The 14,471-nt window shown below is 63.2% G+C and carries 12 protein-coding genes; 10 read left to right on the top strand and 2 right to left on the bottom strand.

Going from position 1 to position 14,471, the window contains the following annotated elements:
- The first annotated feature begins 144 nt into the window (after positions 1-144).
- The 5 genes from NKI10_RS07560 (at position 145) to NKI10_RS07540 (ending at position 6,300) form a co-directional block, all read left to right on the top strand.
- Positions 145-1,434: an efflux RND transporter periplasmic adaptor subunit gene (locus tag NKI10_RS07560; RefSeq protein WP_023702995.1), complete on the top strand. Its 1,290-nt coding sequence runs from the start codon at positions 145-147 to the stop codon at positions 1,432-1,434.
- Positions 1,431-4,595 carry an efflux RND transporter permease subunit gene (locus NKI10_RS07555; RefSeq protein ID WP_023702994.1) on the top strand — a complete coding sequence of 1,055 codons (3,165 nt, stop codon included), beginning with the start codon at positions 1,431-1,433 and terminating at the stop codon, positions 4,593-4,595. The genes NKI10_RS07560 and NKI10_RS07555 overlap by 4 nt, the downstream gene beginning before the upstream one ends.
- A gap of 64 nt (positions 4,596-4,659) precedes the next feature.
- The gene (gene nthA, locus NKI10_RS07550) at positions 4,660-5,283 is read left to right on the top strand and encodes a nitrile hydratase subunit alpha (RefSeq protein WP_023702993.1); all 624 of its coding nucleotides are present in this window, start codon (positions 4,660-4,662) and stop codon (positions 5,281-5,283) included.
- Entirely contained in the window at positions 5,280-5,939 is a 660-nt protein-coding gene (gene nthB, locus NKI10_RS07545; RefSeq protein WP_023725320.1) for a nitrile hydratase subunit beta, read from the top strand. Before nthA ends, nthB begins: the two co-directional genes overlap by 4 nt.
- Positions 5,926-6,300 carry a nitrile hydratase accessory protein gene (locus NKI10_RS07540; protein WP_023725319.1) on the top strand — a complete coding sequence of 125 codons (375 nt, stop codon included), beginning with the start codon at positions 5,926-5,928 and terminating at the stop codon, positions 6,298-6,300. The genes nthB and NKI10_RS07540 overlap by 14 nt, the downstream gene beginning before the upstream one ends.
- A gap of 41 nt (positions 6,301-6,341) precedes the next feature.
- On the opposite strand, the gene NKI10_RS07535 is transcribed toward NKI10_RS07540, so the two are convergent.
- Positions 6,342-6,644 (bottom strand): hypothetical protein, encoded by a 303-nt coding sequence (locus NKI10_RS07535; RefSeq protein WP_023668360.1) that lies wholly within the window; start codon positions 6,642-6,644, stop codon positions 6,342-6,344.
- Between the two features lie 242 nt (positions 6,645-6,886).
- On the opposite strand from NKI10_RS07535, the gene NKI10_RS07530 reads away from it, so the two are divergent.
- Positions 6,887-8,014 carry an ATP-dependent DNA helicase gene (locus NKI10_RS07530; RefSeq protein ID WP_023682070.1) on the top strand — a complete coding sequence of 376 codons (1,128 nt, stop codon included), beginning with the start codon at positions 6,887-6,889 and terminating at the stop codon, positions 8,012-8,014.
- Between the two features lie 20 nt (positions 8,015-8,034).
- Here the strand turns inward: NKI10_RS07530 and NKI10_RS07525 are convergent, their stop codons facing one another.
- Positions 8,035-8,454 (bottom strand): SpoIIAA family protein, encoded by a 420-nt coding sequence (locus tag NKI10_RS07525; protein WP_023682069.1) that lies wholly within the window; start codon positions 8,452-8,454, stop codon positions 8,035-8,037.
- A 112-nt stretch (positions 8,455-8,566) separates the two neighbouring features.
- Here NKI10_RS07525 and NKI10_RS07520 point away from each other — a divergent pair, with 112 nt between their 5' ends.
- The 4 genes from NKI10_RS07520 to NKI10_RS07505 all read left to right on the top strand — a co-directional run bounded on the left by NKI10_RS07520 (position 8,567) and on the right by NKI10_RS07505 (position 14,435).
- Positions 8,567-9,307, top strand: a complete 741-nt coding sequence (locus NKI10_RS07520) for a pyridoxine 5'-phosphate synthase (protein ID WP_023702989.1) — start codon at positions 8,567-8,569, stop codon at positions 9,305-9,307.
- A gap of 77 nt (positions 9,308-9,384) precedes the next feature.
- On the top strand, positions 9,385-11,298 hold the full coding sequence (locus tag NKI10_RS07515) for a potassium transporter Kup (protein WP_023823130.1): 1,914 nt from the start codon (positions 9,385-9,387) through the stop codon (positions 11,296-11,298).
- 141 nt (positions 11,299-11,439) lie between these two features.
- Positions 11,440-13,359 carry a potassium transporter Kup gene (locus NKI10_RS07510; protein ID WP_286459217.1) on the top strand — a complete coding sequence of 640 codons (1,920 nt, stop codon included), beginning with the start codon at positions 11,440-11,442 and terminating at the stop codon, positions 13,357-13,359.
- 35 nt (positions 13,360-13,394) lie between these two features.
- The gene (locus NKI10_RS07505) at positions 13,395-14,435 is read left to right on the top strand and encodes an SDR family oxidoreductase (RefSeq protein WP_352859373.1); all 1,041 of its coding nucleotides are present in this window, start codon (positions 13,395-13,397) and stop codon (positions 14,433-14,435) included.
- Positions 14,436-14,471 lie beyond the last annotated feature (36 nt).

Genomic DNA, 14,471 nt, shown 5'->3' with positions numbered 1-14,471 from the left:
CATTAAATCTTCGTAATGCCGTGTTTTGGCCCTTTTCCGACAAATGTGCGTCCTATCTACTTCGGCGAGATCGCGGCAAGGCGCCGTGATTGCGTAGAATGAGACCACCGGGTTCGGCGTGTCGGATCATAGGGCTTTTAGTCGATGCGCGGTAAAGTCGTTCTGGCGGTGGTGGTGGCAGCGGCCTGTGTCGCCGCGGCATGGGTCTATTTTTCGCCGGCGGCGATGAGCAGTCTGCAGCAGATGCTGCCGGGCGCCAGGCAGACGGCAGCGGCGGACAAGCCGGCTGGATCGGACAAGGCTTCGGCCGACAAGGCAGGGGGCAAATCCGGCGCCGGCGGCAATGCCGCCCGTTCGGCCTCGATCGTCTCGGCCACCGCGACAACGGCCGATTTTCCGATCCGCCGTTACGCCATCGGCTTCGTGTCTTCGCCGGCCGTGGTCAACATCAACGCCCGCGTGTCCAGCCAGATCGTATCGATCGACGTCAGGGACGGCCAGATGGTGAAGGCCGGCGACCTGCTGTTCTCGCTCGACGACAGGGCGCTCAAGGCGCAGCTTGCCAAGGATCAGGCGACGCTCGCCAAGGACCAGGCGCTGCTAACCAGTTCGGGCTCCGACCTTCAGCGCGCCAAGGATCTCGTCGCCAAGCAGGCCGGCACGCAGCAGACTTACGATCAGGCGGTGGCGGCGCAAAAGGCTGCCGCGGCGACGGTCGATGCCGACAAGGCGACGATCGACGCCGACAATGTCCAGCTCGGCTTTGCCAGCATCAAGGCGCCGATTGCCGGCCGGCTGGGCGCGGTCAACGTTTCGGTCGGTGACCTCGTCACCTTGAGCAACGGCAACTCGAGCACGGCCACGCCGCTGGTGACGATCACCGAGATGGATCCGCTGCAAGTCAACTTCAACCTGCCGGAGAGCAACCTGGCGCTGCTGCACAAGGCGCTGGCCAACCCGCAGCAAGGCGCGGTGACGCTGACCAAGGATGGCGATCCGACGCCGATCGGCAACGGCACGCTCGACTTCGTCGATTCCAGCGTCGACACCGCGTCCGGCACCATCGCGACACGGGCGAGCATTCCCAACGCCGATCTTTCACTGTGGCCCGGGCAATATGTGAATGTCGTGCTCGACGCTGGCATCATGCCGCAGATGACATCCATCCCGACCGTTGCCGTGCAGCCCAGCCAAAAGGGACCGTTCGTCTATGTCGTCAAGCCCGACAACACGGTCGAGATGCGACCGGTGCAGGTGGCGCTGACCGAAGGCGAAAACAGCGCCATCAGCGAGGGCGTCAAATCAGGCGAGAAGGTGGTGGTCGAGGGCCAGACCAGGCTGAAGGACGGCGCCGCCATTCACGAAGGCAAGGCGGCCAGCGGTGATCAAGCTGCTCCCAAGGTCGCCGAGGCCGGCAAGGCGGCTGCCCAATGATTTCCGAATTCTGCATACGCAGGCCTGTCGCCACGCTGCTGATGTCGTTCGCCCTCGTGCTGGGCGGGCTGTTTGCCTACAAGTTCCTGCCGGTGGCGGCGCTGCCGAGCGCCGAATTCCCGGTCGTCAACGTCTCGGCCACCCTGGCCGGCGCTTCGCCCGAAACCATGGCCACTTCGGTGGCGACGCCGCTGATCAAGCAGTTCGCCACCATCGCCGGCATCGATTCGATCTCGACCAGCAATTCGCTGGGACGCACGTCCATTGCCATCCAGTTCGTGCTCAACCGGGATATCGACGCGGCGGCCGCCGACGTGCAGGCGGCGATCGCGCGCACGCAGCGGCAGTTGCCGCCGGAGATGACGTCGCCGCCGAGCTATCGCAAGGTCAATCCGGCCGACGCGCCGATCCTTCTGATGTCGCTGGTCAGCGACACGGTTCCGCTCACCGACCTCGACGCCTTCGCCGAAAACGTCATCTCGCCCTCGCTGTCGACCATCGACGGCGTGGCGCAGGTGTCGATCTTCGGCCAGCAGAAATATGCGGTGCGCGTGCAGATCGACCCGACGGCGCTGGCGGCGCGCGGCATTTCGATCGACCAGCTGCAGACGGCGATCGCCTCGGCCAATTCCAACACGCCGCTCGGGGTCTTGCAGAACGACAAGCAGCAGCTGACCATCACGGCCAACACGCAGCTCACCAATGCCGCCGGGTTCTCCAACCTCATCATCGCCACCAAGAACGGCCATCCGGTGCGGCTGGGCGAGGTGACGCGCGTCATCGACTCGGTCGAGACCACGACGACCGCAAGCTGGTACGACGGCACGCGCGCCATCATCCTGGCGGTGCAGCGCCAGCCCGACGCCAACACGGTCGACGTCGTCGACAAGGTCAAGGCGATGCTGCCGTCGTTCAAGGACCAAATGCCGGCCGCCGCCGACATCAAGCTGCTCAACGACCGTTCGACCTCGATCCGCCAGGCCGTCGACGACGTCCAGTTCACGCTGCTTCTGACGATCGCTTTGGTGGTGACGGTGATCTTCGTCTTCCTGCGCCGGGTGACCGCAACCATCATTCCGGCCGTGGCGGTGCCGATCTCGCTGATCGCGACGCTCGGCGCCATGTTCCTGTTCGGCTTTTCCATCGACAACATCTCGCTGATGGGCCTGACGCTCGCAGTCGGCCTCGTCGTCGACGACGCCATCGTCATGCTGGAAAACATCTTTCGCCACATGGAGGAGGACGGTCTCTCGGCCTTCGATGCCTCGCTGAAAGGCGCGCGCGAGATCGGCTTCACCATCATCTCGATCTCGATCTCGCTGGTGGCGGTGTTCATCCCCGTGCTTTTGATGGGCGGCGTCATAGGCCGCATCTTCAACGAATTCGCCGTCGTGGTGACGGTCGCCATCCTGGCTTCGATGTTCGTGTCGCTGACACTGACGCCGATGCTGTGTTCGCGCTTGCTGTCGGTGACCAAGGCCGATCGCGACAAGCATGCCCCCGGCCACAAGCACGATATCGTCACCCGCGGCTATGACCGGCTTTTGACCTTCTGCCTGCGCCACACTTTTCTGGTGTTCCTCGTCTTCGTCGGCACGGCGGCAGGGTCGGTCTGGCTGATCGAGGTCTCGCCGAAAGGCTTTTTCCCGCAAGAGGATATCGGCCAGATCTCGGTGACGACGATCGCCAGGCAGGACATCTCCTACGACGCCATGGTCAAGCTGCAGAACCAGGCGGCAAGTGTCTTCTCGCGTTCGCCCTATGTCTCGCATGTGGCCTGGTCAGCCGGCGGCGGCAACAATGCGCTGAACCAGGGCCAGCTCTATGTGCAGCTGAAGGACAAGAGCCAGCGCCCCGACATCGATAAGGTGCTGTCGGATCTGCGGCGGCAGCTGGCCGTCGTGCCGGGGATCGATGCCTATATGCAGCCGGTGCAGAACCTGCGACTTGGCGCGCGTTCTTCCGCCAGCGCCTACCAGCTCGTCGTTCAGGGCCTCGATACCGGCCTGACCGACACATGGGCGCAAAAGCTCAACGATGCGATGGCGGCCGATCATGCGAATTTCACCGACGTCACCAGCGATCTGCAGAACAATTCATTGCAGGCGACGCTGGTGGTCGATCGCGACAAGGCGGCGTCGCTCGGCATCGACACCGACACGCTGCGCTCCAGTCTCTATGGCGGCTTCGGCACGGAGCAGGTCTCGACGATCTTCGGCTCGGCCGACAGCTACGAAGTCATCATGGAGCTCGATCCCAACATCGAATGGTCGCCCGAGCGCATGCTGGCCATCCAGGTCAGGACGGCAAGCGGCAGCCTGGTGCCGCTCGGCGCCTTTGCCCGCGTCGACCGCACCGCCGGCGCGCTGACGGTCAACCAGCTCGGCCAGCTGCCCGCGGTGACCATCTCCTACAACCTGCCGCAAGGCGTGGCGCTGGGCGACAGCACGGCCCGCATCGCCGCGCTGAAGGAGCAGATCGGCATGCCGCCGGCGATTTCGACCAGCTTTGCCGGCACCGCCAAGACCTTCCAGGACTCGCTGGCCAATCAGGGCCTGCTGATCGGCGGCGCCATTCTGACCATCTATATCGTACTCGGCATCCTCTATGAGAGCTTCATCCATCCGCTGACCATTCTGACCGGCCTGCCTTCGGCGGTGCTGGGCGCCGTGGTCGCGCTGCGCTTTGCCGGCATGGACCTGTCGGTGATCGCGGTGATCGGCATCCTGATGCTGATCGGCATCGTCAAGAAGAACGGCATCATGATGGTCGACGTCGCGCTGGAGCTGCGACGAGAAGGCATGTCGGCCAAGGAGTCCATACACAAGGCGTGCCTGATGCGTTTCAGGCCGATCATGATGACGACGTTGGCGGCGCTGATGGGCACGTTCCCGATCGCGCTCGGCACCGGCGCCAGTGCTGAGCTGCGCCAGCCGCTCGGTGTCGCGGTCGTCGGCGGGCTGCTCGCTTCCCAGGCGCTGACGCTGTTCGTCACCCCTGTCATCTATGTCTATTTCGAGAATTTCTCCGGGTGGCTGGTGAGCTTCTTCTCTTCGAAGAAGAACAAGCCGGCGCTGCATGCGGTCGAGAGCGGCGAGCAGGCGTCGCTGTTCGGCCCCGAGGACCGGCTCATCGAACCCCAGAAGGCCGCCGCCGAATAGGGGATAGCCCGTGGCCCAAGCTGTCATGCTTGCGGCCATGGGCCGCCGATCCTAATCTGAGATCATGTCCCATGATCATGACCACGACAATGAGCTCGACCCGTTTGCGGCGCGCGTGCGCGCGCTGGAGACCATCCTCACCGAAAAAGGCCTGATCGATCCGGCCGCAATCGACGTCATCGTCGACACCTATGAGACCAAGATCGGACCGCGCAACGGCGCCAGGGTGGTGGCGAAAGCCTGGAGCGATCCGGCCTTTGCCGAGTGGCTGAAGCGCGACGCGACTGCGGCGATCACCTCGCTGGGCTACACCGGCCGCCAGGGCGAGCACATGCAGGCGGTGTTCAACACGGACGAGACGCACAACCTCGTCGTCTGCACGCTGTGCTCCTGCTATCCGTGGTCGGTGCTCGGCCTGCCGCCGGTCTGGTACAAGGCGCCGCCCTATCGCTCACGCGCCGTGATCGATCCGCGCGGCGTGCTGGAGGAGTTCGGGCTGACCTTGCCGGCGGAGAAAAACATCCGCGTCTGGGATTCGACTGCCGAACTGCGCTATCTCGTGGTGCCGATGCGGCCTGGCGGTACCGAAGGCTGGAGTGAGGACCAGCTCGCCGAACTGGTCAGCCGCGATGCGATGATCGGCACGGCGGTGGCCAAAGAACCCGGGACAAAGAAGGTACCGGCATGAACGGGCCGCAGGATCTCGGTGGGCAGATGGGTTTCGGGCCGGTCGCGCCCGAAAAGGACGAACCGTATTTTCATGCGGATTGGGAGAGGCGGGCGCTCGGCGTCACGCTGACTGCCGGCGCCATGGGCGCGTGGAACATCGACGAGAGCCGGCACGCCAGGGAATCGCTGCATCCGGCCGTCTATTATTCCTCGAGCTACTACCAGATCTGGATCAAAGCGCTCGAGGTGCTGCTGAAGCGCCATGGCTTCGTCAGCGAGCGCGATCTGACGGAGGGTAAGGCGGTCGATCCGGCGGCGACGCCCAAAAGGGTGTTGAAGGCCGAAAACGTGCCGGCGGTACTGGCCAAGGGCAGTCCCTGCGACCGGCCGGTCGAGACGGCGCCGCGCTTCAAGGCCGGCGACCCGGTGCGGACAAGGAATTTCAATCCCACCGCCCACACGAGGCTGCCGCGTTATGCGCGCGGCAAGCACGGAGTTATCGAGGCCGTGCGTGACGGTTTTGTGTTCCCCGACAGCAACGCGCATGGCAACGGTGAAAACCCGCAATGGGTCTATACCGTGGTCTTCGATGGCTCGGAAATCTGGGGCGAGGGCGCCGACCCGACGCTGACCGTCTCGATCGATGCCTGGGAGAGCTATCTTGAGCCGGCCTGAAGGTGCATTGCCGGCGGGTCTGGACGAACCGGTATTCGCCGAACCCTGGCAGGCCGAAGCCTTCGCCATGACGGTGGCGCTGCATGACAAGGGCCTGTTTTCGTGGAGCGAATGGGCCGATGCGCTGTCGGCGCAAGTGAAGAAGCCGGGCGCCGCAAGCGACGGCCACGACTACTACGAGCATTGGCTGGCTGCGCTGGAGACGCTGCTGGCGGCCAAGGGCGTCGCGGGAAAAAGTGACGTCGACACGCTCGCCGCCGCCTGGGAACGCGCCGCGCATGCAACCCCGCACGGCAAGCCGATTTTGTTGGAGAACGATCCGGGGCCGACCAGAGGTAGCGGCGGCGGCGCGAACATATAGTCCGCCTGTGGTTGGTGTTTGAAATCTGGCGGCCGATGCAACTAATTTTCGACGACCATGCCTTCGTCGTCCCCATAGACAAACGCCTCAACGACGGCGAAGCGGCCACGGTTTTTGGAAATGGCGACGAAGTCGTTGTCACCCAAGTGGAGGATCACTTGCTCGTCGCTGATGGTAACACGTTCTATGGTTCTGGCATTTTCGTCACTCAGACAGGCCGTGACCTCGGTATATATCGCGAACCCTGCGTCATCCGACAAGGAGACAACGATGCCATAACCAGGTTCGCCGATTTCGATCTTCTTTATCGACTTTCCGATCAGCCTGTCTGCGAACGACCTCATCAATATCCTCGCTTATAGGTGTCTGCGCCGATCTGCATCTCGATCATGTCCGTGATAGTGGCATTGCCCGATCTAGGTTCAAGTGCCTGAACTCAAATCGTTCGTTATCCGCTTGCATGTTCACTTTACGTTCGCATTTGCGCCTGCTAGTTTGTCCCGTTGAAGGTGAGGCAATCCCATCGTTTTAAGCGGTGGTTGGCACCAAGCTTGTCTTTCTCTCGCGAATCCGGTCTGTCGAACCGATGGAATTCTCTCCCCAACAGGATGAGGCGTTGAAGGCGGTGGCGCGCTGGCTGAAAGAGGGCCGGCCGCAGGTCTTCCGGCTGTTCGGCTATGCCGGCACCGGCAAGACCACGCTGGCGCGCTATTTTGCCGAGCATGTCGACGGGCAGGTGCAGTTCGCCGCCTTCACCGGCAAGGCGGCGCAGGTGCTGCGTTCCAAGGGCGCGGTCAATGCCCGCACCATCCATTCGTTGATCTACCGGCCGAAGGGCGAGGAATCGGTGTCGGACGAGGTGACCGGCAAGACCTCGATGTCGCCGACCTTCTCGCTCAATCGCCAAAGCCCTATTTCACGGGCGAAGCTGGTGGTCATCGACGAATGCTCGATGGTCGACGAGCAGCTTGGCCGCGACCTTCTGAGTTTTGGCACGCCGATCCTGGTGCTTGGCGATCCGGCGCAGCTACCGCCGATCTCGGGCGGCGGCTTTTTCACCGAGCATGAGCCGGATGTGCTCTTGACCGAAATCCACCGCCAGGCGCGCGACAATCCGATCATCCAGCTGGCGCTCGACGTGCGCGAGGGCCGCGAGTTCATGCGCGGCGACTACGGCAGCGCGCAGGTCATCGGCAAGGAGGACGTCACCCAGGAGCTGGTGCTGAAGGCGGACCAGGTGTTGGTCGGCACCAACCGCACACGCCGCCGCTACAATCAGCGCCTGCGCGAGCTGAAGGGTTTCAATGCCGATTATCCGCAGGCCGGCGACAAGCTGGTCTGCCTGCGCAACGACCCCGCCAAGGGCCTGCTCAACGGTTCGCTGTGGAAGGTGATGACCTCGTCGCGCGAGACGGTGAAGCCGGGCATCAACCTTCTGGTCTCGCCCGAGGAGGACGATCCCGACCGCGGCGTCGCCAAGATCAAGCTGCTCAAGTCGGCTTTCGAGGATCCGGACGCCGATATCCCCTGGCAGCAGAAGAAGCGCTTTGACGATTTCGACTATGGCTACGCGCTGACCGTGCACAAGGCGCAGGGTTCGCAGTGGAACGATGTCGTGCTGTTCGACGAGAGCTGGGCGTTCAAGGAAACCCGCCAGCGCTGGCTCTATACTGCCATCACGCGGGCGGCAGAGCGGCTGACGATTGTTAGATAGCTGGCGTTAGATAGCCGGCGTCAGGTAGCAGCCGGCGCAGCAGGGCTGAGTGGCGTCGCACCCAGCCATTGCCAGGCATCCGCTTCATCCTCGGCCGCGAAGTGCCTGAACTCGATGGGTGGCGAAGCCGGAAGGAAGTTCCGCGCATCCGCTATCCAGTCGGGCTCACCGATCGTCGCGCACCGGGCGATATGCTCCAGGGCGTGCACCGTGCCCTGTTTCAGCGTCTCGTCGTCCATATCGATCCAGTCGACGCCCTCATGATCAACCAGCCGCACCAAGACATCGATCCTCGGGTGCAGCGCGTAGGCAGCCTCCAGCAATCCGAACAGATTTTCGCCGTCGGCGGCCGATACATGGCCGACGACGTCGATGGCGAAAAGGTCCTCACGGTCGGTTTCGAGGCGGCGGATCGCGGGCACGGATTGGAGAAAATTCATTGGCTGGGTTCCCCCTTGCGAGCAGATGTCATCACTGGAACACCCGAAAGCCCCTGTCTGTTCCCATCAAAGGCAGTATAGATGCGCTGCACAAACAGCCGGACCTCACGCCATGCCCGCGAAACTCTCGGTCAATCTCAACGCCATCGCCATGCTGCGCAACCGCCGCGACCTGCCGTGGCCGAGCGTCACCGGGCTCGGCCGCCTGGCGCTGGCGGCCGGCGCGCACGGGCTGACGGTTCATCCGCGGCCCGACGAGCGCCACACCAGGCATTCCGACCTGCCGGAGATCCGGGCGCTGATCGACGACGAGTTTCCCAAGGCGGAGTTCAACATCGAGGGCTACCCGACCGAGGATTTTCTGGCGCTTGTGGAAAGGCACCAGCCGGAGCAGGTGACGCTGGTGCCCGACGATCCGGCGCAGGCGACATCAGACCATGGCTGGAACTTTGCCGCCGAGGCGGCGTTCCTTAACCCGATCGTCAAGCGTCTGAAAAAAGGGGGCTTCCGCGTGTCGCTGTTTTCCGATCCGGATCCCACCGGCGTCAATGCCGCGCGCGACACCGGCGCCGACCGCATCGAGCTCTATACCGGGCCCTACGGCAGCTACCATTCCGATTCCGCCAAGGCGCGGAAGGAGCTGGAAAGATTGGGAAAAACCGCGGATGCCGCACTCGCCGCCGGGCTCCAGGTCAATGCCGGGCACGATCTGGTGGTGAACAACCTTCCGGCATTGGCAAAGCGCATTCCGGCATTGGCCGAAGTGTCTATCGGACACGGGTTGACAGCCGATGCGTTGGAGTATGGCATGGCCGGCACGGTGGGGCGGTTTCTGAAGGCTTGCGGTTGGTAGCGGTGGAAGGCTCGTGTCGAAGGTGATATCGCATGACAGCAAGCAAGGCGCACCGCGCGGTGATCGGGGAGTAGTCGATGGCTCTTTCCAGCATCGGTAGCGAGGCTGAACCCGTCGAACAACCGAACCACTCCCACACTGAACAGCACAGCACCAAAGTTCTGATGCTGGGCGCGCTTGGCGTCGTCTATGGCGATATCGGCACCAGCCCGATCTATGCCTTCCGCGAGGCGCTTCACGCTTCGCCTGGTACCGACACGCGCATAGATGTCCTGGGCGTGCTGTCGCTGATCGTCTGGGCGCTGACGATTATCGTCACCATAAAATACGTCGCTTTCGTGCTTCGCGCCGACAACAAGGGCGAGGGCGGCACGCTGTCCCTGATGGCGCTGGCGCGCAGCGCCTATCCAAAAGGCGCCAAGCTTATCCTCGGCATCGGACTTTGCGGGGCGTCGCTTTTTTTCGGAGACGCTATCATAACTCCGGCCATTTCCGTGCTGTCGGCAGTTGAGGGCCTGGAAGTGGTGACACCGACGCTGGAGGCCTATGTCGTTCCGATCACCTTGGTCATCCTGGCGTTTCTGTTCTCCGTGCAGCGCTTCGGCACGGGGAAGGTGGCGGCAGTATTCGGGCCGGTGACGGCGCTATGGTTCCTGGCCATCGGCGTTTCCGGGCTCTACCACCTGATGGATGATCCTTCGGTGCTGTTGGCGATCAACCCGTATTATGCGATCGCCTACTTAGCCGGCACGCCGACCGCCGCTTTCGTGACCGTTGGTGCAGTGTTCCTGGCGGTAACGGGGGCCGAGGCGCTTTATGTCGACCTTGGACATTTCGGGCGCAAGCCGATCGTGCTCGCGTGGTTTTCCGTGGTGTTTCCTTGCCTGCTGCTCAACTACTTCGGCCAGGGCGCCTTTGTGTTGGCGAATGGCGGCAGGCCGACCAATCCATTCTTCGAGATGTTGCCGGATTGGGCGCTGATGCCAATGGTCGGCTTGGCAACGGCCGCCACCGTGATCGCCAGTCAGGCGGTGATCTCGGGTGCTTTTTCGCTGGCACGTCAGGCAGTGCAACTCAACCTGCTGCCCCGCATCGAGGTGCAGCACACGTCCGAAATGCAGAGCGGCCAGATTTATATGCCGCGCGTCAACCTGCTCATCGCCCTGGGAGTGATGCTGCTGGTTGTCGGCTTCGGCAGCTCGAGTTCGCTGGCTTCCGCTTACGGAATTTCGGTGACCGGCGAGATGCTGATGACAACCATTCTGCTGTTCGTTGTCATGCGCAATTTGTGGAAATGGCAGCTTGGGCTCGCCCTGGCATTGGCGCTGCTGTTCGGCACCATCGACATGGGTTTCTTCCTGGCGAATGTCGTCAAGATCGTGGAAGGCGGATGGGTGTCAATATCCGTTGCCTGCCTCATGGGGCTGATCATGACCACCTGGATACGCGGCAGCCGCTATCTGTTCGACAAGACCCGGCGCAACGAAATCCCGCTCGATTTCCTCGCCGGCAATCTGCTGAAGAAGAAGCCGCAGCTGGTGTCCGGCACCGCCGTGTTCCTGACCAGCGATCCGCAAAGCGCGCCGACAGCGCTGATGCACAGCCTGAAGCACTACAAGGTGCTGCACGAGCAGAACGTCATTCTGTCGGTGGTCACCGCACCGCAACCGCTGGTGCCCGACAGCGAGCGGGTCAAGATGGAGACAGTCAACGAGTTGTTCATGCGGGTGACGCTGACCTTCGGCTATATGGAGCAGCCCAACATTCCGCGCGCGCTGGCGATCTGCCGCAAGCAGGGCTGGAAGTTCGACATCATGACGACGTCGTTCTTCCTGTCGCGGCGCTCGCTCAAGGCATCGCCCAATTCCGGCATGCCGGTGTGGCAGGACAAGCTGTTCATCGGGCTCGCCCGCTCGGCGGCCGATGCGACGGAGTATTTCCAGATCCCGACCGGACGTGTGGTCGAGATCGGCACGCAGGTGGCGATCTGAGGTTTCCGGCAGCCTTTGACGCCACGCACCGGTCATTGCGGGGCAAGCCCTGCGCTGGGAACATGGTAGCCCTACCGTCACGGCACTTGATATTGCATCGCAGCAAGCGTAGAGCACCGCGCGCTTATCGGAGTGTCGTCCATGGCCCTTACCAATGCTGGTATTGAGGCAGAACCCGTCGAACAATCGAGCCATCCCGAAATCGAACAGCACAGCACCAAAGTTCTGATGCTGGGCGCGCTCGGCGTGGTCTATGGCGACATCGGCACCAGCCCGATCTACGCCTTCCGGGAAGCGCTTGTTGCGTCCTCCGGCGGCGAAATCGCCGAGCGCGGCGATATTCTGGGCGTGCTGTCGCTGATCATCTGGTCGTTGACGATTATCGTCACCATCAAATACATCATGTTTGTGCTCAGAGCCGACAACCGAGGCGAGGGCGGCGTGCTGTCGCTGATGGCGCTGGCGCGCGGCAGTTTCCCGACCCGCTCGGCGATCATCCTGGCCATCGGTATTGTCGGCGCGTCATTGTTCTTCGGTGACGCCGTCATCACGCCGGCAATCTCGGTGCTTTCGGCGGTTGAAGGCATGAATGTCGTTACCCCGACCTTCCAGCCCTACGTCGTGCCGCTGACGCTGGTCATCCTGGCGATCCTGTTTTCGGTGCAGCGCTTCGGGACCGGCGGTGTGGCGCTGATCTTCGGGCCGATCACGGCGGTCTGGTTCCTGGCTATCGGTCTTTCGGGCTTGAACCACATCATCGCCGATCCCGAAATCCTGTGGGCGGTCAGCCCGCACTACATCGTCGCCTTCCTGATCAATTCGCCCGATGTCGCCTTCGTCACCATCGGCGCCATCTTCCTCGCCGTCACCGGCGCCGAAGCGCTTTATGCCGATCTCGGCCATTTCGGCCGCAAGCCCATCGTGCTCGCCTGGCTGGCCATCGTGTTTCCCTGCCTACTGCTAAACTATGCCGGGCAGGGCGCTTTCGTGCTGGCGAAGAACGGTCACGTCGGCCATCCATTCTTCGAGATGAACGAAGGCTGGACGCTGATCCCGATGGTGGTATTGGCAACCGCGGCGACGGTCATCGCCAGCCAGGCGGTCATATCGGGCGCCTTCTCGCTGACCAGGCAGGCGGTGCAGCTCAATATGCTGCCGCGCCTCGAAATCCTGCACACGTCGGAACGGCAGTCGGGCCAGATCTACATGCCGCGCGTCAATGTTTTGCTGGCGTTGGCGGTGATGTTGCTGGTCGTCGGTTTCGGCGAATCGAGCAAGCTCGCCTCCGCCTATGGCATCTCGGTGACCGGCAACATGTTGGTGACGACGGTGCTGCTGTTCGTCGTCATGACCCGCATCTGGAAATGGCGGCTGTGGGTGGCGGTCGCCATGACGGCGCTGTTCGGCTTCATCGACATCGGCTTCTTCGCCTCCAACATCGTGAAGGTGTTCGAGGGCGGCTGGGCGTCGCTTGCGGTGGCCTTCACCATCGTTCTGGCGATGTGGACCTGGGTGCGCGGCAGCCGCTATCTGTTCGACAAGACCCGGCGCAACGAAATCCCGCTCGATTTCCTCGCCGGCAATCTGCTGAAGAAGAAGCCGCAGCTGGTGTCCGGCACCGCCGTGTTCTTGACCAGCGATCCGCAAAGCGCGCCGACAGCGCTGATGCACAGCCTGAAGCACTACAAGGTGCTGCACGAGCAGAACGTCATTCTGTCGGTGGTCACCGCACCGCAGCCGCTGGTGCCCGACAGCGAGCGGGTCAAGATGGAGACAGTCAACGAGTTGTTCATGCGGGTGACGCTGACCTTCGGCTATATGGAGCAGCCCAACATTCCGCGCGCGCTGGCGATCTGCCGCAAGCAGGGCTGGAAGTTCGACATCATGACGACGTCGTTCTTCCTGTCGCGGCGCTCGCTCAAGGCATCGCCCAATTCCGGCATGCCGGTGTGGCAGGACAAGCTGTTCATCGGGCTCGCCCGCTCGGCGGCCGATGCGACGGAGTATTTCCAGATCCCGACCGGACGTGTGGTCGAGATCGGCACGCAGGTGGCGATCTGAGGGTCTCGAACGGATAAATCGTCGAGGAGGCTAATATGAGCGGCGAATTGGTGCTGGTCACCGGCGGGTCCGGCTTCCTCGGCGCTCACTGCATCCTCGAACTGTTGAAGGCCGGCTACCGCGTCCGCACCTCCGTGCGATCGGCCAGGCGCGAAGCCGATGTGCTCGCCATGCTCAAGGCAGGTGGCACGGAGCCCGGTGACGCCCTTTCATTCGCCCATGCCGATCTGATGGCCGACGCAGGCTGGCCGGCGGCGGTGGCCGGCTGCGATTACGTGCTGCATGTCGCATCACCTTTTCCGCCCGGCGTGCCCACGCATGAGGATGACCTGATCCTTCCGGCGCGCGAGGGCGCGTTGCGCGTGCTGCGGGCGGCGCGGGATACCGGGGTCAGGCGCGTCGTGCTCACCTCATCCTTCGCGGCCGTCGGCTATGGCAAGATGCGCGCGGATGGGCAGCCTTTCAACGAGGAAAACTGGACCGATCCGGCAGGCAAGGTCAGCGCCTATGTGAAGCCCAAGACGCTCGCCGAGCGCGCGGCCTGGGATTTCATCGCCGAGCAGGGCGGCGCGCTGGAGCTTGCGGTCGTCAATCCCGTTGGCATCTTTGGACCGGTGCTCGGCGCGGACCATTCGACCTCGACCGAATTTGTCCAGCGCATGCTGAACGGCGCCGTGCCTGGGCTGCCGCGCCTGTCCTTCGGCGTCGTCGACGCGCGCGACGTGGCGGATCTGCATGTTCGCGCCATGACCCACCCCGCCGCCAAGGGCGAACGGTTCCTCGCTGTCGCCGGCGATTTCATGACGGTGCGCGAGATCGCGCAGACCCTGAAGACGCGGCTCGGGCCGGCGGCGTCGCGCGTCTCGACGCGGGAGTTTCCCGATTGGCTGGTGCGCATCATCGGGCTGTTCAATCCGGAAGCGGCACAACTCGCAACGGAACTGGGCAAGATCAAGAACGCCACCAACGCCAAGGCGGTGCGCGTGCTCGGCTGGGCGCCACGCTCGCGCGAAGATGCTTTGATTGCCACGGGCGAAAGCCTGATCCGGCTGGGACTGGTCAAGCGACGTAGGTAATTGTGCGGGAGGCCGAACCTTAAGGGCTCGGCGTCC

Origin of the sequence: Mesorhizobium sp. M0802 (assembly GCF_040320115.1) — a bacterium.
In the GTDB taxonomy this organism is placed as follows: domain Bacteria; phylum Pseudomonadota; class Alphaproteobacteria; order Rhizobiales; family Rhizobiaceae; genus Mesorhizobium.
This window is presented reverse-complemented; position numbering and strand designations above follow the sequence as displayed.

Bases quoted from the DNA above. Each gene is read 5' to 3' on its own strand.
- NKI10_RS07560 (WP_023702995.1), top strand. From the start codon at position 145: ATGCGCGGTAAAGTCGTTCTGGCGGTGGTGGTGGCAGCGGCCTGTGTC.
- NKI10_RS07555 (WP_023702994.1), top strand. From the start codon at position 1,431: ATGATTTCCGAATTCTGCATACGCAGGCCTGTCGCCACGCTGCTGATG.
- nthA (WP_023702993.1), top strand. From the start codon at position 4,660: ATGTCCCATGATCATGACCACGACAATGAGCTCGACCCGTTTGCGGCG.
- nthB (WP_023725320.1), top strand. From the start codon at position 5,280: ATGAACGGGCCGCAGGATCTCGGTGGGCAGATGGGTTTCGGGCCGGTC.
- NKI10_RS07535 (WP_023668360.1), bottom strand. From the start codon at position 6,644: ATGAGGTCGTTCGCAGACAGGCTGATCGGAAAGTCGATAAAGAAGATC.
- NKI10_RS07530 (WP_023682070.1), top strand. From the start codon at position 6,887: ATGGAATTCTCTCCCCAACAGGATGAGGCGTTGAAGGCGGTGGCGCGC.
- NKI10_RS07525 (WP_023682069.1), bottom strand. From the start codon at position 8,454: ATGAATTTTCTCCAATCCGTGCCCGCGATCCGCCGCCTCGAAACCGAC.
- NKI10_RS07520 (WP_023702989.1), top strand. From the start codon at position 8,567: ATGCCCGCGAAACTCTCGGTCAATCTCAACGCCATCGCCATGCTGCGC.
- NKI10_RS07515 (WP_023823130.1), top strand. From the start codon at position 9,385: ATGGCTCTTTCCAGCATCGGTAGCGAGGCTGAACCCGTCGAACAACCG.
- NKI10_RS07510 (WP_286459217.1), top strand. From the start codon at position 11,440: ATGGCCCTTACCAATGCTGGTATTGAGGCAGAACCCGTCGAACAATCG.
- NKI10_RS07505 (WP_352859373.1), top strand. From the start codon at position 13,395: ATGAGCGGCGAATTGGTGCTGGTCACCGGCGGGTCCGGCTTCCTCGGC.